We start from the raw sequence: 23304 nt of genomic DNA on the forward strand, positions 1-23304 counted from the left end.
TTTCTAAGTTTAAGGTGTACATGATAGCGCGTATATTTCTATTTTTTTTGAGTACAGCTTTATGCTCGCTTGCTGTTGTGCAAGCGAATGAATCAGGTTGGGACTGTAAAAGAAATAGGGCTAATGGTCAGTGGCAGTGCGTGAGTCCTGAGCAGGCAAAATTTAAGCCTAAAGTGAAGCATAGTGTTATGCCACAAGAAAAAGGCTGGTTTAGTAATACTTATAGTACAGCGCAAGAGCAGCTATTTAAGCGTTTACAGCAGCAGTTTGATCAAGATCCGTGGGCTGTATGTAGTTTAAAATTAGGCGCTCGCCCGCTGTTTACCGTTGATAAGGCCCAGCGTGAGCGCACACCAATGAGTATTTTTGCTGATCAAAGTGCAATATTTGACCAAAAAATGATTAATTTTTCGGGTGATATTAGTTTAGAGCGTGCTGATCAGCGAGTGTTTGCAGATGAAGCAGATTATAATCAAGATTCTGGTGTACTCGATTTATATGGTGATGTTATTTATAGTGATGGTGGCATGGCTTTATATGGCTCATCAGTAAAAATGGATATAAATCAGGGTAAGTCTATTTTGCGTGATGTTGCTTATATTATGCCTGTCTCTCCGATACGTGGTAGTGCTGATGTTGTTTATCGTGACAGCCCTACTTTTAGCCGTTTTAGTGATGTTACTTATACGGCTTGTGAGCCGGGCAATCAAGATTGGATTTTGCATGCCTCTAGGATGAAAGTTAATGATGAGGATGGTACAGCCTCAGTAAAACATGGCTGGCTAGAATTTAAACATATTCCCGTGATGTATATTCCTTATGGCTCATTTGCCATTGATGATCGCCGTAAAACGGGGTTATTAACACCAACAGTTGGCTATTCACAGCGTAATGGCGTTGATGTTACGCTGCCTTTTTATTGGAATGTAGCACCAAACTATGACCTGACATTAATGCCACGCTATATGAGTTCACGTGGCTTTATGATGGGGACAGATTTTCGCTATCTGTGGACTGACTCACAAGGTGAAATTAGTGTTGAAATGATGCCCGAAGATAAGCAAACTAAGACGTTACGCTGGGGAGGAAGCTTTCAACATAAAACGCAACTATCTAAAGAATTAAGTTTTGATTGGGATGCTAATTATGTCTCTGATAATGCTTATTTTGCAGATTTAGATGGTTCGCTTGGCATGGGGAATCGATCGCGTTATTTAATTAGTGATGCCAATATTGCTTATACCTTGCCTTGGATGACGTTAACGGCTAAAGCGGAAAACTACCAAAATATAGATCCAAACCAAGATGATAAACTTGTACCTTATCGGCGTTTGCCGCAGGTCAAATTGGATATGTTTAAGGATTTTGATGAGCTGCCTATAAAATTGGCGCTGGATAGTGAGTATGTTATTTTTCAGCGTCATTTTTCCGATGGAAGAGCTGAGGGGCAGCGTTTAAACCTTAAACCTTCGGTTAGTTTTCCTTTTATTTCCGAGGCAGGATTTATAACACCTAAAATCGCTTTACAACATACCCAGTACTGGCTAGGAGGAGATGGCCCAGCACAATATTCAACCAATGCAAGTAAGACGCTACCTATAGTATCAGTAGATAGTGGCTTGTTTTTTGAACGTGATTTTGAGTCATTAACGCATACTATTGAGCCACGCCTGTTCTATTTATATGTGCCATATACCGATCAAAGTGATATACCTAATTTTGATACTGCATTATATGATTTTAATAGTAGTCAATTATTTAGAGATAATATATTTAATGGCGTCGATAAAACTCAGAATACCAATCAAATTACCGCAGCTTTAACGACACGGTTGGTTGAAAATGGACGCAATCGCTTAAAACTAACTGTCGGTCAGATTTTTTACTTTGAAGATAGGAAAGTGAATTTGCTGGGTAATGCGGTACACTCTGAATTACTGTCTAATTTGGTGACCGAATTAAGCAGTGAAATAACCGATGAAATTAAATTTAACTCTGCTATGCAATGGAGCTACGAAGAGAATGCTATTAGGAGAGGAAGTGCGGATTTAAGTTATCATGGAATTAAGAACAATACGATTCTCAATATCGGATATCGTTATCGTTTGCAACAGGTTACGCAAGCTGCTCAAGAGCAGATTACAGCTTCTGCTATTATTCCTATTTATGATGGTTGGAGTATTATTGGTTTGTATCGGTATTCATTTCTTAACGATAAAACTTTAGAGTATTTTTATGGCATTGAGAAAGATAGCTGCTGCTGGCGATTTAGAGTGATTGCCCGTCAATTTATGTTGAGCACCAGCGCTGATGTGAAGCCACAAAGTTCAGTATATTTTCAGATTGAATTAAAAGGATTGACGAGTTTAGGTGATAAATTAGAAAACTTTTTACTGGAAAATATCCCAGGGTATAGAAAACCAAATTATTAATTGAAATAATAAATACATGTTACATAAAAGAAGCCCCATAAAAATTAAACATTTAGTTACGCAATATATTTTAGCGTTGTTTTTAGGCTGCTTAATATTTGTTCAAAGCCATCAGAGCTTAGCGGCCGAATACTTAGATGGTATCGTTGCGGTTGTTGAGGATGATGTTATTCTCGATAGTGAGCTGGTGCGAGAAGTGAGCACGATTGTGAGTAAGTTAAAGGCCAATAATGTGCAATTACCGCCTCAAAAAATTTTATACCAGCAAGTGCTGGAACGCCTAGTGATTGATAAATTACAAAGTCAGTTAGCACAAAAATCGGGTATTACTGTTAGCGATGAAATGGTTAATAGCTCGCTTGCATCCATTGCGCAGCAAAATGGCATGAGCATAGAAGAGTTTAGAACAGAAATAAATAAAGAGGGTATGAGTTTTGCTGATTTTAAAGAAAGTATACGCCATGAAATTCTTGTTAATCAGTTGCGTAGTCATGAAATTGGTCGCCGAATTAAAGTTTCAGAGCAAGAAATCCGACATTATTTAGAGACTGAAATCAGCGCTGAAGAGCAGAAAGTAAAGTATTTTTTAGGGCATATTTTAATTGCTGTTCCAGAGGCTGCATCTGCATCGGAAATACAAGCAGAAGAAGCGGAAGCGCTTAGTGTAGTCAAACAATTGCGTGCTGGCGGTGATTTTAAAAAAATGGCCGTGAGTGTGTCTGATGGGGTTAATGCTTTGACCGGAGGAGAATTAGGCTGGCGTACTTTAAATCAAGTGCCAACATTGTTTGTTGATGTCTTAAAGACAATGCGTAAAGGTGAAATTTCGGACCCTATTCGTAGTCCAGGTGGTTTTCATATTCTTAAGTTAATAGATAGTACTGGAGTGGATTCGCATATTATTACGGAAACGCATGTTAGGCATATTTTAATTAAAACCAATGAAATCGTGAATGATGCCGAAGCTAAAAAGCGTTTAGCTGTAATAGCGGGTCGAATTGCTGATGGAGATGATTTTGCAGCACTAGCACAAGCAAACTCTGATGATACAGGCTCGGCATTAAAAGGCGGGGATTTGGGTTGGGTTATGCCTGGCTTATTAGTGCCGCCATTTGAGCAAGCAATGTCTGAATTGGCACTGAATGAACTTAGTGCGCCGGTACAAACACAGTTTGGTTGGCACCTTATACAAGTTTTAGAGCGTCGTACTAAGGATAATAGCGAAGAGCATAAGATTAATCAGGCACGGGATGAGATTCGGAAAAGAAAAATAGAAGAAGAAACCGAGTTATGGTTAAGGCGCTTGCGTGACGAGTCTTATGTTGATATTCGTTTAGGTTTTTTAAATGATAAAAAATAGGCTTGTGTATACCCAAGTGGAAAAGCAGTTAAAATTAGAAAAAGAATTAAAACGAATTATTGCTAAAGAAGATTTGACCGCTAACAAAGCTTTAATTGAGGTCAGTGCGCGTCATTTAAAATTAGATTATCTCGACTTAGCCGCAGCTTTATTATTTATTAATGAGCCTGAATCAACACTGAGCGATATTGAACAGAGTAAATTGAGTATGGAAAAGCAAAAAGCTTTTGAATTACTTAATGCGCAAATGGTCCGTTATCGTATTGAGGCTGGGTGTGTTCACCACGTTAATGTCAATCTTATAAAAGACCTTATCGTTGAAGAAGCTGGCGTAGAGCGAAAAAAAATTGGCTATGTTGATATTTTTGATAATTATACAGTTTTAAGTTTGCCGCCAGGCATGCCCGTAGATATCTTACAGGTCTTTAAGGGGTTGGAGATAAATGGCCAAGCATTAGATATTAAACGTTTAAGTGGTGCTGGTAAAAAATTCCAAGCAGAAAGAAATTACCGACGCGGTACGCGCAGGCACTATCTTGCTGCGCATAAAAGAACCCCGACTTCGGGACAAGATAAGGTTTAACCTTCTTTAATTATCATTATAAATAAAATGTATGAGTGAAATTCAGTTTGTAGATTCGGTCACAGAGCTAGACATCCTTTGCCAAAAAATGCAGCATGAGCCATGGCTTGCTATTGACACTGAGTTTTTGCGTGAAAAAACCTATTATCCAAAGTTTTGTTTATTACAAATAGCGACACTAGAATGGGTGGCCTGTGTTGATCCTATTGCTTTAGAAGGGCAGATGAGTGAGTTATTTGAAATTATTAATAACCCAAATATTATTAAAGTTTTACACTCTTGTCGCCAAGATGTAGAGATTTTTTACCAGCTTACTGGGAAATTACCTGCACCTGTTTACGATACTCAGCTGGTCGCTCCCTTGTTGGGGCTTCAAGAAAACCCAGGTTATGCGATGTTAGTTTCGGGCTTTTTAAATATTAACTTAAGCAAAATTCATACGCGTACTGATTGGAGTCAGCGACCTTTATCTGCTGATCAGATGAAGTACGCGGCAGATGATGTGATTTATTTGGCTAAGATTTATCAAATGATGGAGGAACAGCTACAAAAACTAGGCCGAGAAAACTGGCTAAAAGAAGATTTTGAGCAGTTAATGAATCCTGACTTATACGATATACCGCCAGCAAATGCTTGGCTGAAAATTCGTGGTAAAAATAAATTAACGGGAAAGCAACTCGTTATTGTTCAAGCTTTAGCGGAATGGCGTGAGAAAGTAGCTAAAAAAGATGATCGCCCTAAAAATTGGATCTTGCGTGATGAGCTGATCTTGGATATGGCTAAATTACAGCCAGTTAACATTAAAGAATTGTCGGAAATACGCAGTATTAACGATGGTTTTGTTAGGCGCTCTGGTCAACAGGTCTGTGCTTTAATTAAAGCGGCACAAGGTAAGCCGGGGTTGAAGTTAAAGGCGAAAGAAAATAGTGTTAAAAAAACAGTTAAGCAAGAAGCTGTGTTAGATGTTTTAAGTGCCGTTGTGCGCTTACGAGCGGAAGAAAATGCTTTAAATCCTATTATTTTAGCTACGCGCAAAGACCTAGAAGCATTGTTATTTGATGAGCCAGGCAGTTTATTGCTGCATGGCTGGCGTTATAGCATGGTCGGTAAAGAGTTGCAGGGACTTTTGCAGGGACAATTTACCATTTCAGTCAATAAAAATGATTTAACATTACATGCTCAAGAAGTGTAGGGTGGACTTCAGTCCACCTGTTTTAAGCGTGCAATGACTAGGGGTTATTAGCTTGTCATTTTGAAGGAGTCTTTCGAGTCACAAGGTTTATGGTCAGAAAAACTTTACTATAGAATGTAACAACACAGTTAGGTCTTAATCGTTATTTATTGCGCTAAAATTTGTTCCCTTAATTTACTCAATGTTATATAAGCCGCATTCGTTACACCTAGATTTGCTAAGTTCGCAGGTAGTGATCCAGCTGGGTCACCATGCATTTGATGGGTGATGCGGATTGCTGCTGTATGGCTAAGCTGAAAATGCCAATAGCCATCAGAGCTACGCATTTGAATAGTGTCTAGTTCGGCTGGTAATTGTTGCAAAATATGTTGTGGTAATTGATTGCGAGGAATATTTTTTAAACTTAATGTATAACTGTTGTGTTTTTGGTCAAAGTGCCCTTGAGAGCGCATAACGGTATAGCGATCACTTAACGGCCAGGGTAAATCACTGAGTTTATAAAGGTATCCATTGCTGAGTATCAGCATTTTTAAGCATTTATATTGCCAAGCTGGGCAATGTTCAGCATTATTAATAAATTTTAATAGTGTGTCTAGCTTGGTCTCTAAGGTCATGATGCCCTTAAATTCTTTGTAATCTGAATGCGCTAGAGTGCGCGTATAAACTTTAATCCCTTTTTCATTTTTGACCAAATCCCATGCCGATACGCTCTCTTCGGCTTTTAAATTATGTACTGCGCTGAATAAGATAAGCAATGTAAGTAGAGAGGGTTTTAAAATAATCATAGATAGGTGGCTGTTAGCATCGTTCTTTTTAGGGGGGTAATGTGCTGGTCAAACCCAATATAGTATTAAACAATACATGATATGACAGCCGTAAAGATAAAAAATATATTAGCAGATATTCCCGCTCAATTGCCTAAGGAGTTATTTACTTGTTTATTGCAAAATGAACAAGTGCAGATAGAAAGGATTATTTCTCGAGGGCAGACCAGCGCAAAAGATGAGTGGTACGATCAAGCCAGTGATGAGTGGGTTATTTTATTGCAAGGTGAAGCAGTATTAGAATTTTCTGAGCCACAGGCATTTAAAAAACTACAAGCAGGCGATTATTTATTGATTCCTGCGCATTGCAAACATCGTGTTGATTGGACACACCCTGATAAAGATAGTATTTGGTTGGCAGTACATTTTAAGGCAACACAAAATACGGGGCGCAGTGCTTTAGCCTGCTTTCAATAGCGGAAAATAGCAGGCTAAAGCACTGCGCCCCAATGAGCTAACTCACTGAAATGACAGAGTGTCCCATCTTAAAATAATAGCCAAAATTTACATATAGTATTACAAAAAAACATTATGAAAACTCCAAAAATAGGATTTATTAGCTTAGGCTGCCCAAAAGCATTAGTTGATAGTGAACGTATTTTGACTAAATTACGCTCTGAAGGTTATGAAGTGGCACCTGATTATGACGGTGCGGATATGGTCGTGGTTAATACTTGCGGTTTTATTGATTCAGCGGTTGAGGAGTCATTAGATAGTATTGGTGAGGCTCTCGCTAAGAATGGTAAAGTGATTGTCACTGGGTGCTTAGGTGCGCGTGCAGATGAAATTTTAGCACGTCACCCTCAAGTATTAGAAATTACAGGTGCGCATGCTTTAGAAGAGGTTGTTAGTGCGGTGCATAAGCATTTGCCGCCACTACATGACCCTTATACCAGTTTAGTGCCGCCACAAGGCATAAAATTAACCCCTAAGCACTATGCTTATTTAAAAATATCTGAAGGCTGTAATCACCGCTGTACCTTTTGTATTATTCCGTCTATGCGTGGCGACTTAGTGAGTCGTCCAGTGCACGAAGTAATGTGGGAAGCCAAACGTTTAGCGGATTCAGGTGTTAAAGAATTATTAGTTGTTTCGCAAGATACCAGTGCTTATGGCTTAGATTTAAAATACCAAGCTTATGATTGGCAGGGCAAAGAAGTGCGTACGCGCTTTTATGATTTAGCTGAGGCACTAGGTGAGTTAGGTGTTTGGGTGCGTATGCATTATGTTTACCCATACCCTCATGTTGATGAAGTTATTCCATTAATGGCGGCAGGAAAAATATTACCTTATCTGGATATTCCTTTTCAGCATGCCAATGCGCGTATTTTGAAATTAATGAAGCGCCCGGCTGCAACACAAAATAATTTAGAACGCATCAAAGCATGGCGTGACGTGTGTCCAGATATTATTTTACGTAGTACTTTTATTGTCGGTTTTCCGGGAGAAACTGAAGCAGAATTTCAAGAATTATTGGATTTCTTAACGGAAGCTCAATTGGATAGAGTGGGTGCTTTTGCTTATTCACCCGTTAAGGGAGCAGTAGCAAATGATCTTCCTGATTCAGTGCCTGAAGAAGTAAAACAGGAGCGCTTAGCGCGTTTTATGGCGCACCAAGCAGAAATTAGCTCAGCACGATTGCAAAGACGAGTGGGTCGAATTGAAAAAGTATTAATTGATGAGGTCGTTGATGAAGGTGCGGTTGCTAGAAGTATGGCTGATGCACCGGAAATTGATGGCCAGGTTTTTATTGATGGCGCAACTCAGCTGAAGGTGGGTGATATAGTCATAGTAGAAATTGAAGAAGCGGATGATTATGATGTTTGGGCTAAGTTAGTGTAACTTGTCATTATTTGATAGCACGAGTCGCTTGCTCATGTTTTTTTTGAAAATTAACAAATGTATCAATTGGGAAATGAGGGACGCTGATAACTTATATCAGTATCAATAGATACCTTGAAAACGCATCTATTTTTTAGTATAAGGAGTGAGAGAGTTTAGTTAATCGCTGCAAAAACAGTCATAAAGCTAGCCAATCCTTCCTAAGTATTAATCAATAAAGCCTCTAAATGTGCTTTATTATATATCGGAGATATACCATGAAATTAGCTTATACGCCCCTAGCGATAGCCTTATTATTTTCTATGCAAACAGCACAAGCTGACCTTGTTAGTGACAGTGAATTGCTTATGGATAATGCACAGAAAGTGTATGCAACATTTTTCCCTTCAAATGAACCAACTCAAGTATCACCGCCTTGGCGGTATCGTTTTTATCCAGCAACAGCCACTTATTTAGGTATTAATCAAGATGACTCGGGTGTTTATCTTTTAGGAGGCGCTTTTGGTAATTCTCCTTTATATGTTGATAAGGTGGATGCTGTTTTAATATTGTTAAATAGTCAATTGTCAGGGGCAGGAGAATCGAAATCTGCTATTTGTAATACAAGCTCTATACCCGATGGCCTTGTTTACACTTATAGTGGGAATACGGTAAATATAACAACCAATGGTCAATGTGTGAAGGTGCCTGATAGCTCGAATTTTTGTGATGTAAATCCTGAAACGGATGCGAGTGGTGTACCTGTTGAAACCAATATTCATGTTTTAACGGCAACAAATATAAATAATTTTAAATTAGAAGGTATTTCATTTCCTGGGGTTGATAATATGCTGAAACAGCAGATGGCCAATAATAAAACATGTATTATGCATGCCCCCACTGAATTTCTTAACTATACCGTTAATACAGATATTTGCCTGGATATTACAGATACATTGAGTGGCTCTGGTATTCCTTTATCAGGCCCCGTTACAACCCATCTTCAAAGCTCTTCAGTGAGTACTCAGGTTAATGATTGTTTTGCAACAGATGCCAACTCGATTGTTAATATTGTTACTCAAGAGGTATGGACAAAGGGAGAAACAGGCGGGTTTACGAAAATTAATTAATGAAAAGTTACTTATGAGGCTCGATAAAATTCAAAAACTAGCCTTATCTGCTGCTTTACAAAAACTAGATGCAGGTGATAAGGCTTTTTTATTTGGCTCACGGGTTGACGATGCCAAGCGCGGCGGAGATATTGACCTGTTGGTGTTTTCTCAGCAACCCAGTTTTGAATTATCCCGGAAAATGACACGCGAATTTTTTAAAAATTGTGAAGAAAAAATTGATATTCTCGTAATAAACCCGTTATCTATGAGTGAAGAGCAGGCGTTATTTGTTGACTCAATCGATAAAGTTCCGTTGAGCAACTTATGAAGAAGACGAATGTTCAGCAATTACTTTTTGCGCAAGAAAAACTGCAAAAAGCATTTTATTTATTGAATGCTAGTGTAGAGAAAACGGGGGCTTATGACATTAAAAAAATTTATACGGCAGATGAGCTTGAGCCTTATGATGCTTTAAGTGACCGCTTTATTCGCACTGTTGAAGTGGCGATTAAGTTTTTTCGAAGCTACGAGTATTATCTGCAAGCCGAGCAGAGCCAGACTTTAAGAGATGGCTTGCATCGAATGGAAAAGTTAGCACTTATTTCTAATATTGATATATGGCTAGAAATGCGCGATATTCGAAATCGTATTGTGCATGATTATGTGCCAGAAAAGATTGCCGAAATATATCAACTAATTCGCGGAGAATTTTATAATGAACTTCGGCAATTAGATCAGAAACTAAAGAAAATAGCGATATAAAAGGTATTTAGTAAGTTATTATCTTCCTAAGAAGACAATATACTGTGGGAGCGGCTTTAGCTGCGATAGTAGCATGAACTATCGCGGCTAAAGCCGCTCCCACTTAAAGTGTATAAACTGAAGATACCTTACATTCGTTATTAAAATTAAATGTGCTTTTTCTTCTCTGGAATAGGAAGTAAAGGCACATGATAACTCTCAAGTATTTTATTGATTGCTTGCTGATTTTTAGTAATTAAATCATTCAATAAAGCTTTTCGTTGTTTGTCAGGGTAGCGCACACCCATAGACATCGAATAATCAAATTTCATGTTCAGCGATGATTTCATAGGGACTAATTTGTAGGCATCTGGGTGTTGTGTCATTAAATACCCTGCCATCGGTCCCCATAAAATAACCATATCTATATTGCCCGCTTGTAGTTCTTTATCTATCATCATCGCGGTATTATTATCACTATCACCGGTCATGGTTTGATAAGGAACACCTTGCTCTAATAAACCACTTTTTTGTAACCATGCAGTTCCAGGTCCACGATCAAACATAGCGATTTTTAAACTGGCTTGTTTGTCTAAGGGGAGTGATCTAAGCTGCTCGGGAATGGTAATATTATCCCAGCCACGTCCTTTGGCAATGAGCAAAACATAGCTTGAACGATAATAAGGCTTTGTTGTTGCGGTAAAGTCAAAACCAGAAGGCACGCCCATAATAACATCACACTTGAATTTTTGCGTATCCCCAATTGTTGATTTCAGAGTGTTGCGTACAAAACCAATACGCTGAGGGAACCAGTAATATTCAACTTCTTGCCCTAGTTGTTTGGCAAACAGCGAGGCTATTTTATTTTCAAAGCCATCCAGTTTTTTGCTAGAGTAGGGTGGGTTTAATGGATCGGCACAGACTCTGAACTTTTTTTCATCCCTAGGGTTCTTGTTAGTTGTGCTTGGTTTTTTTATGATTTTAGCTGCTTCGGCATCTTTAGAAATTTCAGTAGCCGCAGGCTGCTCAAGTGTATTAGCTTTTTCAGCGGTTTGGCATGCGGCAAGACTGCTAAACGCTAATACCGAGAGTAGTGTTTGTGTTTTTTTTGCAAATGACATTTTATTGTCCTTAAGAAAACGGTCGTTTTGTGAAACGGTAAAAACAAAAAAGCCCCGACCCAATAATAAGGCCGAGGCTTTTTCTAAGTCAATCTAAAAAACTAGATCGATTTATTTACTAGGTAATGCGAATACAGTAAATACGCCACCTAATTTAGTGAAAGAACTCAAGCTTCTGTATGCACCTACCGCACCTAAACCTTCAGAATTTGAATCTTCTTCACCAGAATCAAGTCCCGCTGCGATACCGATACCAGCCCATCCGCCGATGCCAGAAAGTACACCAACATACTGCTTACCTTTGTAAGACCAAGTGTTGACGTTACCGATGATGCCAGAAGGAGTTTTAAATTTATATAACTCTTTACCCGTTTTAGCATCAACTGCTTTTAAGTAGCCTTCAAGTGTACCGTAGAATACTACACCACCAGCTGTTGCAAGAGAGCCAGACCAAACAGAGAAAGTTTCTTTGTTAGACCAAGCGATTTTACCCGTTGTTGCGTCCCAAGCAGTAAACTGACCTAAGTTAGTAGAGCCATCAGGCTTACCCGTTAGTACGTCTTTACCCGCTGGCATCATGCTTAGAGTAGCACCAACATACGGCTGACCTGCAGTGTATGAAACTTCAAAGGGTTCGTACTCCATACATAGGTGGTTACCTGATATATAGAATAAGCCTGTTTGAGGAGAATAAGAGACAGGCTGCTGGTTTTTAGCACCTAGTGCAGCAGGACAAGCACCTACTGTGTTTTCATCTTCACCATTTGCTTCTGTGCTGTATCTAAGATCTAAAACAGGGCGACCTGACTTCATATCAATATGCGTTGCCCAGTTAACTGATTTATCGAATTTTTCAGCAACTAACAACTCGCCAGTAACACGGTCTAACGTGTAACCAAAGCCATTACGGTCAAAATGCACTGCCGTTTTGCGCATTTTGCCATTAATTTTTTGATCAACTAGAGCGACTTCGTTAATACCATCAAAGTCCCACTCATCATGTGGTGTCATTTGGTAAACCCATTTAACTTCACCTGTGTCAGCATCACGTGCCCATAAAGACATAGACCATTTGTTGTCACCAGGACGTTGTACAGGATTCCAAGTAGAAGGGTTACCAGACCCGTAATACACTAGGTTTAGTTCAGGGTCATAAGAGTACCAGCCCCAAGTTGTACCGCCACCAATTTTCCATTGGTCGCCTTCCCAAGTACTCGTACCTGAGTTTTTGCCAAGTTTAGTAACCTTGCCATTTTCCCACGTTGTTGACTTACCAGGATTGATTAGCGTGTCACCATCTGGCCCCATGCTATAACCTTTCCATGCAAGCTGACCTGTTTTCATGTCATAAGCAGCTAAGAAACCACGTACACCAAACTCACCACCCGCAATACCTGTTAAGACTTTGTCTTTAACAACTAAAGGTGCTTGAGTGTTAGTCATACCTAATTTAGGATCACCGTTTTGCACACTCCAAATACGTTTTCCTGTTTTAGCATCAAGTGCCGTTAAAACAGTATCAGATTGTTGTAGGAAGATTTTACCATCGCCGTATGCTAAACCACGGTTTACAGTATCACAACACATAACAGGAATGGTAACGTCAGCATCCATAGAAGGAGTGAACTCCCAGATGACAGACTGTGTTGCTTGGTCGATTGCGTAGACAGTGTTAGGGAAGGGTGTGTGAATGTAGATAACATCACCAACAACTAATGGTCCACCTTCGTGGCCACGTAAAACACCAGTAGAAAAAGACCATGCAGGTTGCAGATTTTTAACGTTTTTAGCATTGATCTGGTTTAGTTTACTATAACGAGTAGCTGCATAGTCACCTAAAGCCGTTGCCCAGTTAGCAGGGTTTTTAGTTAATTTTTCAACGCCGCTATTAGCAGATGCAATAGTGGGTGCTGCAAGTAAAGCTGCTACCGATGATGCAAGTAGTAAGCTCTTAATTTGCTTCTTCATATAATTCCTCCGAAAAATCTATTTTGTTAATAGACCCGTGTTTGTTGTTTATATTAAGACTAATATTAGTTTTAAGCTTTTTTATATTGGAGTGTTTTGTTTTTTTTAACCCCGAGCTACGGGATATTTCAAGCACTCCAACTTAGTAAATTTAATGATTTTGACATAAAAGTCAACTTTTACCGTAGACTCTAGTTTAGAATTAGTAGGGTTAAAGAGTAGGAATGTATTGTAAGTAGTTGGTAGTACCCTACTTTATCTGTATGGTTATTTATTCAAGTAAGTATGAAATATGACGATTTTATGACATTCATGGGTGGGACTAGTTAATGCCTTTAGCTGACATTTTACTGATTACTTCGGGCTTGTTACTTTTAGCCATGATTGCGGCTAGTATTTGCCGCCATTTACCGATTCCTTATACAGTTTTATTAGTGCTATTAGGTTTGGCGGTAAATTTTCTTGGTGCAGATAGTAATATTATAGACTTATTGGATTTTAGGGAGTTTCATTTAACACCTGACTTGGTGCTATTCGTATTTTTACCCGCTTTAGTTTTTGAGACGGCCTTGTCTTTAGATGCGCGCGCTTTATTAAAAAACTTGATACCCGTACTGGTTTTAGCCATTATTGGTATGTTGGTATCAGTCGTTCTCGTTGGTGTTGGTATCTGGTGGTCTTTAGGATTGCCATTACTTGTCGCATTATTATTCGGTAGCTTGATTTCCGCTACCGATCCAGTCGCTGTTGTCGCTTTATTTAAAGAGTTAGGTGTTACTAAACGTTTAACTATCTTAGTTGAAGGCGAATCTTTAATGAATGATGCAACCGCTATCGTATTATTCAGTATTTTGCTGGCAATATTAGAGCAAAATAGTTTTTCTTATTTAGACGGTTTGCAGGCTGCTGGGCAATTTTTTAAAGTGTTTTTCGGTGGTGTGCTGGTTGGTGTATGTATAGCATTGGTTATGAGCGAGTTGTTAGTATGTTTATATCATGGCAATCAAAGTATTCCTGTCATTTTATCTTTAGTCCTCGCTTATTTAAGCTTTATTTTTGCGGAATATGAACTGCATGTATCAGGCGTTATGTCTGTTTTATCTGCTGCGATCACCTTTAATCTAGCGGGTTTAAGTCGTTTATCAAAAATCAGTATTGATACCATTCATACCACATGGGAATTTCTCGTTTTAATTTTTAATTCGCTATTATTTGTCATGATTGGGATGTCAGTTGATTTAGTACAGTTGATGCATTTTTGGCAGCCTATTTTATGGGCGACTATTGCGGTGTCGGTGGCACGTGCCGTCAGTGTTTATTTATTAATCCCAGCGACCACTCATAGCTTTTCATTACCTAATATTACATGGGCTGAGCGGCATATTATGTGGTGGGGTGGTTTGAAGGGGGGGCTGGCGATTGCTATTGTCATGGCGATCCCAGAGTCAATTCTTGAAAAACAGTTATTAGTGATTTTAACCTTAGGTGTCGTCTTAGTCTCTTTAGTGCTAAATGCTACGACCATTCGTTGGTTAATGCATTTTTTGCACATGGATGAATTAAGTAAAACAGAACAGGCAGAATTAAAACAAAGTATGCAACAAGTCACACAGTCTGTAGATAAAGTGCTGCATAGCTTTACCAATCTGCATCTATTGGATAGTGCTATGGAATCCTCTGTTGAATATAAACTACATCAAACTTTAGATTCTGGGCAGATTGTTTTGACTGATGAGCAGCTGCTTAAACAAGTGCATTTGCAAGCTTTACGTGCGGAAATGGAAGAAATTGAATATCTTTATGATATAGGAGTCGTCAACTACACTACTTTGGTGACTTTTAAAGAGATATTACGAGTTGACCAGCAACACAGTATTGACTATATGAAATCGATGGGAGAAGGCTGGTTACAGCCTAGTCCGTTATTAGATTTTGAGCGTAGGGTTATGCATCGCCTAGGAGAAAAAAACTGGGCTCAAGGATTGTTAGCTCGGTATCAGACGCGCCGTTTTGCTAATAAAATTTTGCATGATATTGCCGGTATATTAATGGCGCATAAGGGTCTACAAGCGATCCATAAAATGATTGATCAAGCATTAGATAAGCAAATAGATAAAGAATTATTACGTCCCTTAGAGCTGATCTATCAGAAACGCTTAAAGCATCGGCAAAATCGTTTGCATTATTTTAGCAAAAATTACCCCGTATTTTATCAGCAATATGAATCCTTTCTATTTCAGAAAGTGGCTTTGCGTTACTCTTTACAATTAGTGCAGAAAAGTCATGAACAAGGTATGGTTAGTGCTAAAGTACTGCGACTGATTACTAAAAAACTGACGAACTCACTAGAGCAACTTGCTTCATTTAAAGTGTCACTTCCGCTAGCAAAACGAGATGCTTGGATTAACCAAGTGCCTTTATTTGCAAATTTACCGTCAGATTTTTTAAAGCAGTTAGCAAATGAGGCGCATTATGCCAATTTCTTGCCTGAAGACACTATTATTTACCAAGGTGATGTTGGCGACTCCTTATATATTATTTTAAGTGGCCGCGTGCGAGTACTGATAGCTAATGCTGCCGGTGAGAATGAGCAAGTTGCTGAGCGAGGCGAGGGCGCGCTGATTGGTATCCGGGCATTAAGAGCTAATAGTAAAAGGTCGGCAACCGTTGTGGCAATAACTTATGTCACTTGTTTACGGTTAACAGCGAGCGATATATTGCGTTTTGCGACTGAAAATGCTGAGTTAGCTGAGCGATTACAACAAACTGGATTATTAATCCAGCCTTCGAAAATAGAGAGCAAACTAGGTATTCTCCGTAACAAATTGAAGCATAAGGATTAAAAACCATGCCAAAATAGGCTAATTAATGTCATAATGTGTGTTTTTGCATATATTTCAATTGCTTGAAAATTTAAATTCGAAAGCTGGGTTAAAAATTAATGGATAGTCAAAAACAAGTACAAGCATTTTTTTCTGCAGATGGAGCACTAGCAAAAGTGATTCCAAACTATTCGCCACGAGCAGCACAAGTAGAAATGGCAGAAGCAGTCGCGCAAGGTATTGCAGATAAAGAACATGTTATTGTCGAAGCGGGCACAGGCACAGGAAAAACCTTTGCTTATCTTGTTCCGGCTATTTTATCCGGTAAAAAAGTCATTGTTTCCACCGGCACCAAAAACCTGCAAGATCAACTCTTTAACAAAGACGTACCATTAATTCGCCAAGCAATGACAGTGCCATTTTCTGCCGCCCTATTAAAAGGCCGCGCTAACTACCTATGTACTTATCGTTTAGAGCTTGCTGTCCATTCTAATTTAGGCATTAGCCAGCAAGAGGCGGCTGACCTAGGTAAAATTAAAAAATGGTCTAAAAGTACGCGTACGGGCGATATAGCCGATATGCCGGATGTTATGGAATCTAATCCTATCTGGGGGCAAGCGACTTCAACGCGTGAAAATTGTATAGGCCAAGAATGTCCTGAATATGCAGACTGTTTTTTAATGAAAGCACGCAAGAAAGCACAAGAGGCACATTTGATTGTCGTCAATCATCATTTGCTCTGTGCCGACTGGTCGATTAGAGAAATCGGTTTTGGTGAATTATTACCTAATGCCGAAGTCGTTATTATTGATGAGGCGCATCAATTAGCGGATACCGCCTCCAACTTCTTGGGGATGACCTTAGGATCAAAGCAACTCGGGGATTTAGCTCAAGACGCTTTAATGGAGTACTTTCAAGATGCGAAAGATATGCCAGATTTACGTGTTGCCAGTGAAAATTTAGAACACGAAGTCAAAGACATGCGTCTTGCTTTTGGCATGGATATGACCCGAGGTGATTGGAAAGATATTGAAAATAATCCTAAAATTACAGAGGGCTTAGTGCGCTTACAAGAGCATTTAGAAGCTTTAGCTGATCAATTAGAAATTGCCTCGGTGCGCAGTAAGGGGCTAGAGACTTGCTTTAAACGTGCTGAAGAACTAGAAGAACAGTTTAACAATATCTTGCATGACAAAAGCGGTAAGTGGGTACGTTGGTATGAAACCCATAGAAAGTCCTTTACCCTGAGTTTAACGCCATTAGATATAGCCGCTGAGTTCCATAGTTTTATGGCACAGCACAGTGCTTCATGGGTATTTACTTCGGCAACCCTAAGCGTAGATCATAAATTTGACCACTTTTCGCGTAACTTAGGCATTAATAATGCTAAAAGTTATAGCTGGGAAAGCCCCTTTGACTTCCCTAATCAATCCCTGTTTTATCACCCCAAAGGATTGCCGCTACCCAATTCCCCAGAATTTGTAGAAGAAATTGTCAAAGTAGCCATTCCCGTTATTAACGCCAGTCAAGGCCGCACTTTTTTCTTATTTACCAGCCACCGCGCTTTGCAAGCCGCCGCTAAGCTCTTAGACAAGCAAATTAAATACCCTTTATTAATTCAAGGGGATAAACCGAAAGCGATTTTATTGGATGAATTTAAACAATTAGGCAATGCCGTATTATTAGGCACATCCAGTTTTTGGGAAGGTATTGATGTGCGGGGGGAAGCTTTATCGACCGTTATTATTGATAAATTACCCTTTGCCTCGCCAGGGGGTCCAGTGTTAAAAGCGCGTATGGAAGCAATGGAAAAGCAAGGTCGTAAACCTTTTTTTGAATATCAACTGCCTACTGCCGTCATCGCGTTAAGGCAGGGAATAGGGCGTTTAATTCGTGATGTCAATGATCGCGGCGTGTTATTGCTCTGTGACCCGCGTTTATTAAAAAAATCCTATGGGCATATGTTTTTAAACAGCGTCCCTGCGATGCGTAGAACACGAGATATTAAAGATGTTGAGGCTTTTTTTGCGGAAAAGTAAAGATGCAGTTGATAAGATATACGCGAGTACCTACGTCAATAGGTTCTACCTAGCAAATCACTGCCATTAAGTTAAGGAATTAGCTCATTGGGGCGCAGTGCTTTAGCCTGCTTTCATAGCTGAAAATAGCAGGCTAAAGCACTGCGCCCCATATTCTATTGCTCTTAACTTAATGACAGTGACCTAGCAAATGCCAATCACCTAATGGAATATAAATAATGGACCAAACTGAACAACAATTTCTTAACCAACTCGAAAAAAAACTCTGGACCAGCGCCAATAAATTACTACCCTCATTAGATGCCTCGCAATACAAACATGTTGTCTTAGGCTTGGTGTTTCTTAAATATGTATCCGACTCATTTGATTTGCGCCGCAAAGAACTGATTGCACAATTTAACGACCCTGAACATGAATATTACCTCGACCCAGAAGACTTTGATGGCGGGGCAGAAGGTGATGAATATCAAACAGAAATCAACACAGAATTAGAACAACGCGATTATTACACCGAAGCTAATGTATTTTGGGTGCCGCTACCATCACGTTGGGAATTTCTGCAAAATCAAAATAAAGTCGTTATCAATAGCGTTATTTGGCTTAACAAACAAGGTGAGGTCGTCACCCAAGCCCCTAGTGATGAAACCGTAAAACGCCAATACACACGCATTAGCTCAGTCGGTCAATTGATTGATAATGCCTTAGACGTGATCGAACAAGACAACCCTAAACTAAAAGGTGTGCTTAATAAACGCTACACCCAATTACAAATCGACCAAGCCAAATTAGGCGAATTAATTGATTTAATCGCCACCGTTCCCTTTGTGCATAACACCTTGAGTAGTAAAGATATCCTCGGTCATGTGTATGAATATTTTCTCGGTCAATTTGCCTTAGCCGAAGGCAAAAAAGGCGGTCAGTTTTACACGCCTAAATCCATTGTTAGCTTGATTGTGCAAATGCTCGAACCCTTCAAAGGCAGAGTGTACGATCCCGCAATGGGCAGTGGTGGATTCTTTGTGCAATCGGAACACTTTATCAGAGAACATCAAGGCCGTATCGGTGATGTCTCCATCTATGGGCAAGAATACAACCACACCACCTGGCAACTCGCCGCCATGAATATGGTGATTCGCGGTATTGATTTTAACTTTGGCAAAGAACCCGCCAGCAGCTACACTCACGACCAACACCCCGATTTACGCGCTGATTTTGTGATGGCAAACCCACCGTTTAATATGAAAGAGTGGGACACTAGCGTAGATGACAATGATCCGCGCTGGATCTATGGCAAACCACCCAGCGGCAATGCTAACTTTGCCTGGTTACAACATATGCTCTGGCACTTAGCGCCTAATGGCAGCATGGGCTTATTATTAGCCAATGGCTCGATGAGTTCCAATACCAGCGGTGAAGGCAATATACGCCAAGCCTTAATAGATAATGATTTAATAGAATGTATGGTTGCCTTGCCCGGGCAACTGTTTACCAATACCCAAATCCCCGCGTGTATCTGGTTTTTAACGGAAAATAAAACCGCCCGAACCGCCGCCAGCGGCAGACAGCTACGCGACCGTAGCGGTGAAATATTATTTATTGATGCGCGACACCTAGGCTATATGAAAGACCGCGTATTACGCGACTTCACCCAAGAAGACCTAAACAAAATCAGCGAAACATTCCATAATTGGCAAACAGACAAAGCTGTCATTGCGAGAAGCGACAGCGACGCGGCAATCTCTTACCAAGACATAGCAGGCTTCTGCAAATCAGCCACCCTAGCCGACATCCAAAAACACGACTATGTTTTAACCCCGGGTCGTTATGTCGGCGCAGTGGCAGAAAAAGACGATGGCGAACCCTTTGCCGATAAAATGGCGCGACTAACAGGGCAGTTAAAAGAACAATTTGAACAAAGTGATGCTTTAGAAGCAGAGATTAAAAAGAACTTGGCGGGGTTGGGTTATGAGTGTTGATTGGCCAACTCTAACACTTGGTGAAGTTTGTGAAAGAATCACAGATGGAGCACATAGTAGTCCGAAATCAGTTGAAGATGGCAAGTCAATGGCGTCAGTTAAAGATTTAACAAGGTTTGGTGTTAATTTGAGCGAGGCACGGCTAATTTCGAAAGAGGATTTTGAAAAACTTGTAAAACAAGGTTGTCAGCCAAAAGTTGGTGACGTTCTAATTGCGAAAGATGGAAACAGTGCGCTGGATACAGTGTGTACGATTGATAAGCCCTTAGATGCTGTTATGCTTTCATCAGTTGCAATTCTTCGTCCTAATAAAGAAAAATTAGACTCGGATTTTCTAAAGTATTACTTTTGTTCAAAGGGCGTAATTGATTATTTGAAAAGTAATTTTATTTCTGGTGCTGCAATACCAAGGATTGTTTTAAATGATTTTCGGAAAGCAGAAATTAAAACTCCCCCAATAGAAAAGCAACGAGAGATATCGAGAGTTTTAAGAAGTTTAGATAACAAAATCCAACTAAACCGCCAAACCAACCAAACCCTAGAACAAATCGCTCAAGCCATCTTTAAAAGCTGGTTTGTGGATTTTGAACCCACCCGCGCTAAAATTAAAGCCAAAAAACACTGGCAGGCTGCACAGCAAAGTATTAAAGCAAGCTCCCCTAGTGATTATGCCGAGCCGAGCGACAAGCAACACCAGCACACCACCAGCCTACAAGAAGCGATGAACCGCGCAGCAATGGCAGCGATCAGTGGCAAAACCGAAGCAGAATTAAATAACTTACCCGCAGACACCCTGCAACAACTCCGCACCACCGCCGAACTATTCCCCGATACTTTAGTTGAATCAGAATTAGGGGAAATACCGGCGGGGTGGGAGGTTGCAGAGTTGAAAGCTTGTGTAGTTGAGCTTCGTAGAGGAATTTCACCTAAGTATACTGAAGAAGGTGGTATTAGGGTTATTAACCAAAAATGTATCCGGAATCATTCTATAAATTTTGAATTAACAAGGTTAAATGACTCATTAAAGCGCAAGGTTGAAGGTAGGCTTATTGAAGTTGGTGATGTGCTGGTAAATTCTACGGGGGTAGGCACACTTGGTAGGCTTGCACCAGTTAGGTATCTTCCAGAGGTAATGGTTTTTGATAGCCATGTAACAGTGGTTCGTGCTAATACAATGGAGATTAGTAAAACATTTTTAGCGGGGTTACTGCTAAATAAAGAAACATTTATAGAAGCTAGTGGTGCTGGTAGTACTGGACAAACTGAATTAAGGAAACAGGTTATTGAAGAAATTTGTTTTGCAAAGCCAAAGCTAGAATTAGGGAAAATATTTGATACTATTGTAGAGCCAATAAACAAACAAATAGCTAAGTTTGAACAGCAGCAGAAAAATTTGGTGCAGATCAGAGACACCTTACTCCCTAAACTCCTATCCGGTGAACTAAGTGCGACGGTATGAGTAATATTAGATATAATTTGAAAATGATTATTAATATAAATGGAGCAGGGTAATGTCAAAAGTAAAATCACTGACGGTATCCGGTTATAAATCAATAAAAGAGTTGAAGAGTTTTGAGTTAAGAAACTTGAATGTGCTTATCGGTGCCAATGGTGCGGGTAAAAGTAATTTTATTGGTCTGTTTCGTATGCTGAATGAAATGTACGAACAGAATCTTGCTACTTATGTTCAGGTGCAGGGTGGGCCTGATGCTATTTTGCATTTTGGCCGTTCAACTACAGATAGATTTCATGCTGAATTTTACTTTGATAATAATGGCTATAAATTTGATTTAATACCGACTAATGATAATCGTCTTATTTTTGAGCGGGAGGTGAGCTGGTTTGCGGGTATGCTTTTTGATTCTCAACCGAGTGTTAACTTGGGCACGGGTCACGAAGAGTCAAAATTAAAAGAGGCTAAAGATCAATATTCTCCTTATGTTAGGGAATCGGTGAGTAATTGGCGCGTTTATCATTTTCATGATACAAGTGAAACAGCAAAGGTTAAGCAAAAACACGAGAGAAGCGATAATCTTAGGCTAAAGAGTGATGCAGCTAATTTGGCTGCTTATTTGCAATTATTAAAAGAAGATTATTCTCATGAATACTTGAGAATTGTTGAAACAATCCGCTTAGTACTTCCTTTTTTCGGTGATTTTATTCATCGTGATCAATCAACTATTGAATTGGAGTGGCATCAAAAAGGAAAACCAGACACACCCTTTAAAGCGCATATGCTATCAGATGGTTCTTTGCGTTTTATATGCTTAGCAACCTTGTTGCTTCAGCCTACGAAATTGTTGTCTGACACTATCTTAATTGATGAACCTGAATTGGGATTACATCCTTATGCGATTACAATTTTGGCTGATATCTTTAAGCAAGTTTCTGAAAAGAAGCAGTTAATTATTTCTACTCAATCAGTCGAACTCATCAATGAATTAATGCCTGAAGATGTTATTGTTGTTGATCAAGAGGAGGAGGCTTCAACATTTAAACGGTTAGTACCCGAAGAGCTGAAAGATTGGCTGGAAGATTATTCGATAGGTGATCTATGGAAACAAAATGTGCTGGGCGGTAGACCTTAAATATGGAAATTTATGTTATTGCAGAAGGGGCTACGGAAGAGCGATTTATAAAGGATGTATTAGCGCCATCTCTTCGATCAAATACTGTTTATATTAAGCCAATTTTAATGCCTACATCGAAAGGTCAAGCGGGTGGTGCTATTAATCTGGATCGTTTTTTACGCAATGTTCGAAATACGTTAAACCAACACCGAGATGCTGTTGTTACTACGATGTTTGATTTGTATGCACTTAGCAATAGCTTCCCTTCATATGATGACGCTATGTTAAAAAACGACGTTTATCAAAAAGTAGCCTTACTTGAAAGCAGTTTGCATGACCGTGTTATTGATACTTGTGGGTGTGAAAAAAAACGCTTCATACCTTATATTCAGCCATATGAATATGAGGGGTTACTTTTTTCTGATATTGAGGCGTTGGTATCTGTGGAACCTGAATGGGTATCTTCAAAAGATGAACTTCAAGAAATTATCAATAGTGCCTCAACACCCGAGCACATTAATGATGGGTATGAGACAAAACCTTCTGCTAGGTTGAGTATTTTATCGCCAAAATATAAGAAAACACGTCATGGGCCATTGATTGCCAAGAAGATAACGCTTTCTGTTATAGAGAGAGAATGTAAACATTTTTCCGAATGGGTGAAAAAATTAAGATCCATTTAATCCTGATGTTTACTGGCGCGCTAGGTGCAAGTTGGCAATGTGTGATTAAGTCAGCGTCAA

The 23304-nt window shown here is 39.5% G+C and carries 18 protein-coding genes; 15 read left to right on the plus strand and 3 right to left on the minus strand.

Translation table 11 applies throughout. The annotated features are described in order from the left end of the window. Positions 1–20: 20 nt before the first annotated feature. From BQ7314_RS11160 to rnd, 4 genes are read left to right on the plus strand one after another with little or no spacing between them, the layout of a single operon-like run. Positions 21–2432: an LPS-assembly protein LptD gene (locus BQ7314_RS11160; protein WP_174483776.1), complete on the plus strand. Its 2412-nt coding sequence runs from the start codon at positions 21–23 to the stop codon at positions 2430–2432. Between the two features lie 16 nt (positions 2433–2448). Further along, positions 2449–3792 carry a peptidylprolyl isomerase gene (locus BQ7314_RS11165; protein WP_174483777.1) on the plus strand — a complete coding sequence of 448 codons (1344 nt, stop codon included), beginning with the start codon at positions 2449–2451 and terminating at the stop codon, positions 3790–3792. Then, the gene (locus BQ7314_RS11170) at positions 3779–4375 is read left to right on the plus strand and encodes a DbpA RNA binding domain-containing protein (protein WP_174483778.1); all 597 of its coding nucleotides are present in this window, start codon (positions 3779–3781) and stop codon (positions 4373–4375) included. The genes BQ7314_RS11165 and BQ7314_RS11170 overlap by 14 nt, the downstream gene beginning before the upstream one ends. Before the next feature lie 31 nt (positions 4376–4406). Then, positions 4407–5567: a ribonuclease D gene (gene rnd, locus BQ7314_RS11175; protein ID WP_174483779.1), complete on the plus strand. Its 1161-nt coding sequence runs from the start codon at positions 4407–4409 to the stop codon at positions 5565–5567. Between the two features lie 146 nt (positions 5568–5713). Here rnd and BQ7314_RS11180 read toward each other — a convergent pair whose 3' ends face one another. Continuing rightward, complete coding sequence (locus BQ7314_RS11180) at positions 5714–6352, minus strand: SRPBCC family protein (RefSeq protein WP_174483780.1); 639 nt, start codon at positions 6350–6352, stop codon at positions 5714–5716. A gap of 81 nt (positions 6353–6433) precedes the next feature. Here BQ7314_RS11180 and BQ7314_RS11185 point away from each other — a divergent pair, with 81 nt between their 5' ends. The 5 genes from BQ7314_RS11185 (at position 6434) to BQ7314_RS11205 (ending at position 10086) form a co-directional block, all read left to right on the plus strand. Next, positions 6434–6808, plus strand: coding sequence for a cupin domain-containing protein (locus tag BQ7314_RS11185; RefSeq protein ID WP_174483781.1), 375 nt, complete (start codon positions 6434–6436; stop codon positions 6806–6808). A 114-nt stretch (positions 6809–6922) separates the two neighbouring features. Beyond that, the gene (rimO, locus tag BQ7314_RS11190; RefSeq protein ID WP_174483782.1) at positions 6923–8233 is read left to right on the plus strand and encodes a 30S ribosomal protein S12 methylthiotransferase RimO; all 1311 of its coding nucleotides are present in this window, start codon (positions 6923–6925) and stop codon (positions 8231–8233) included. A gap of 257 nt (positions 8234–8490) precedes the next feature. Further along, positions 8491–9342 carry a hypothetical protein gene (locus BQ7314_RS11195; protein ID WP_174483783.1) on the plus strand — a complete coding sequence of 284 codons (852 nt, stop codon included), beginning with the start codon at positions 8491–8493 and terminating at the stop codon, positions 9340–9342. Between the two features lie 13 nt (positions 9343–9355). Continuing rightward, the gene (locus tag BQ7314_RS11200) at positions 9356–9652 is read left to right on the plus strand and encodes a nucleotidyltransferase domain-containing protein (protein WP_174483784.1); all 297 of its coding nucleotides are present in this window, start codon (positions 9356–9358) and stop codon (positions 9650–9652) included. Continuing rightward, positions 9649–10086: a nucleotidyltransferase substrate binding protein gene (locus tag BQ7314_RS11205; protein WP_174483785.1), complete on the plus strand. Its 438-nt coding sequence runs from the start codon at positions 9649–9651 to the stop codon at positions 10084–10086. Before BQ7314_RS11200 ends, BQ7314_RS11205 begins: the two co-directional genes overlap by 4 nt. A gap of 146 nt (positions 10087–10232) precedes the next feature. Here BQ7314_RS11205 and BQ7314_RS11210 read toward each other — a convergent pair whose 3' ends face one another. Together BQ7314_RS11210 and BQ7314_RS11215 are read right to left on the minus strand one after the other, a co-directional pair. After that, positions 10233–11186, minus strand: coding sequence for a quinoprotein dehydrogenase-associated putative ABC transporter substrate-binding protein (locus BQ7314_RS11210; protein ID WP_174483786.1), 954 nt, complete (start codon positions 11184–11186; stop codon positions 10233–10235). A gap of 111 nt (positions 11187–11297) precedes the next feature. Beyond that, positions 11298–13154, minus strand: coding sequence for a methanol/ethanol family PQQ-dependent dehydrogenase (locus BQ7314_RS11215; RefSeq protein WP_174483787.1), 1857 nt, complete (start codon positions 13152–13154; stop codon positions 11298–11300). A gap of 329 nt (positions 13155–13483) precedes the next feature. On the opposite strand from BQ7314_RS11215, the gene BQ7314_RS11220 reads away from it, so the two are divergent. The 6 genes from BQ7314_RS11220 to BQ7314_RS11245 all read left to right on the plus strand — a co-directional run bounded on the left by BQ7314_RS11220 (position 13484) and on the right by BQ7314_RS11245 (position 23244). Beyond that, on the plus strand, positions 13484–15997 hold the full coding sequence (locus tag BQ7314_RS11220; protein ID WP_174483788.1) for a cation:proton antiporter: 2514 nt from the start codon (positions 13484–13486) through the stop codon (positions 15995–15997). A 98-nt stretch (positions 15998–16095) separates the two neighbouring features. Continuing rightward, positions 16096–18015: a DNA repair helicase YoaA gene (gene yoaA, locus BQ7314_RS11225; RefSeq protein WP_174483789.1), complete on the plus strand. Its 1920-nt coding sequence runs from the start codon at positions 16096–16098 to the stop codon at positions 18013–18015. A 218-nt stretch (positions 18016–18233) separates the two neighbouring features. Then, positions 18234–19991: a class I SAM-dependent DNA methyltransferase gene (locus BQ7314_RS11230; protein WP_174483790.1), complete on the plus strand. Its 1758-nt coding sequence runs from the start codon at positions 18234–18236 to the stop codon at positions 19989–19991. Next, positions 19981–21450 carry a restriction endonuclease subunit S gene (locus BQ7314_RS11235; protein ID WP_174483791.1) on the plus strand — a complete coding sequence of 490 codons (1470 nt, stop codon included), beginning with the start codon at positions 19981–19983 and terminating at the stop codon, positions 21448–21450. The genes BQ7314_RS11230 and BQ7314_RS11235 overlap by 11 nt, the downstream gene beginning before the upstream one ends. 52 nt (positions 21451–21502) lie before the next feature. Continuing rightward, positions 21503–22579, plus strand: a complete 1077-nt coding sequence (locus BQ7314_RS11240; protein ID WP_174483792.1) for an AAA family ATPase — start codon at positions 21503–21505, stop codon at positions 22577–22579. A 2-nt stretch (positions 22580–22581) separates the two neighbouring features. Continuing rightward, positions 22582–23244 carry a DUF4276 family protein gene (locus BQ7314_RS11245; protein ID WP_174483793.1) on the plus strand — a complete coding sequence of 221 codons (663 nt, stop codon included), beginning with the start codon at positions 22582–22584 and terminating at the stop codon, positions 23242–23244. Positions 23245–23304 lie beyond the last annotated feature (60 nt).

Origin of the sequence: methanotrophic endosymbiont of Bathymodiolus puteoserpentis (Logatchev) (genome assembly GCF_900128525.1) — a bacterium.
Taxonomy (GTDB): domain Bacteria; phylum Pseudomonadota; class Gammaproteobacteria; order Methylococcales; family Methylomonadaceae; genus Methyloprofundus.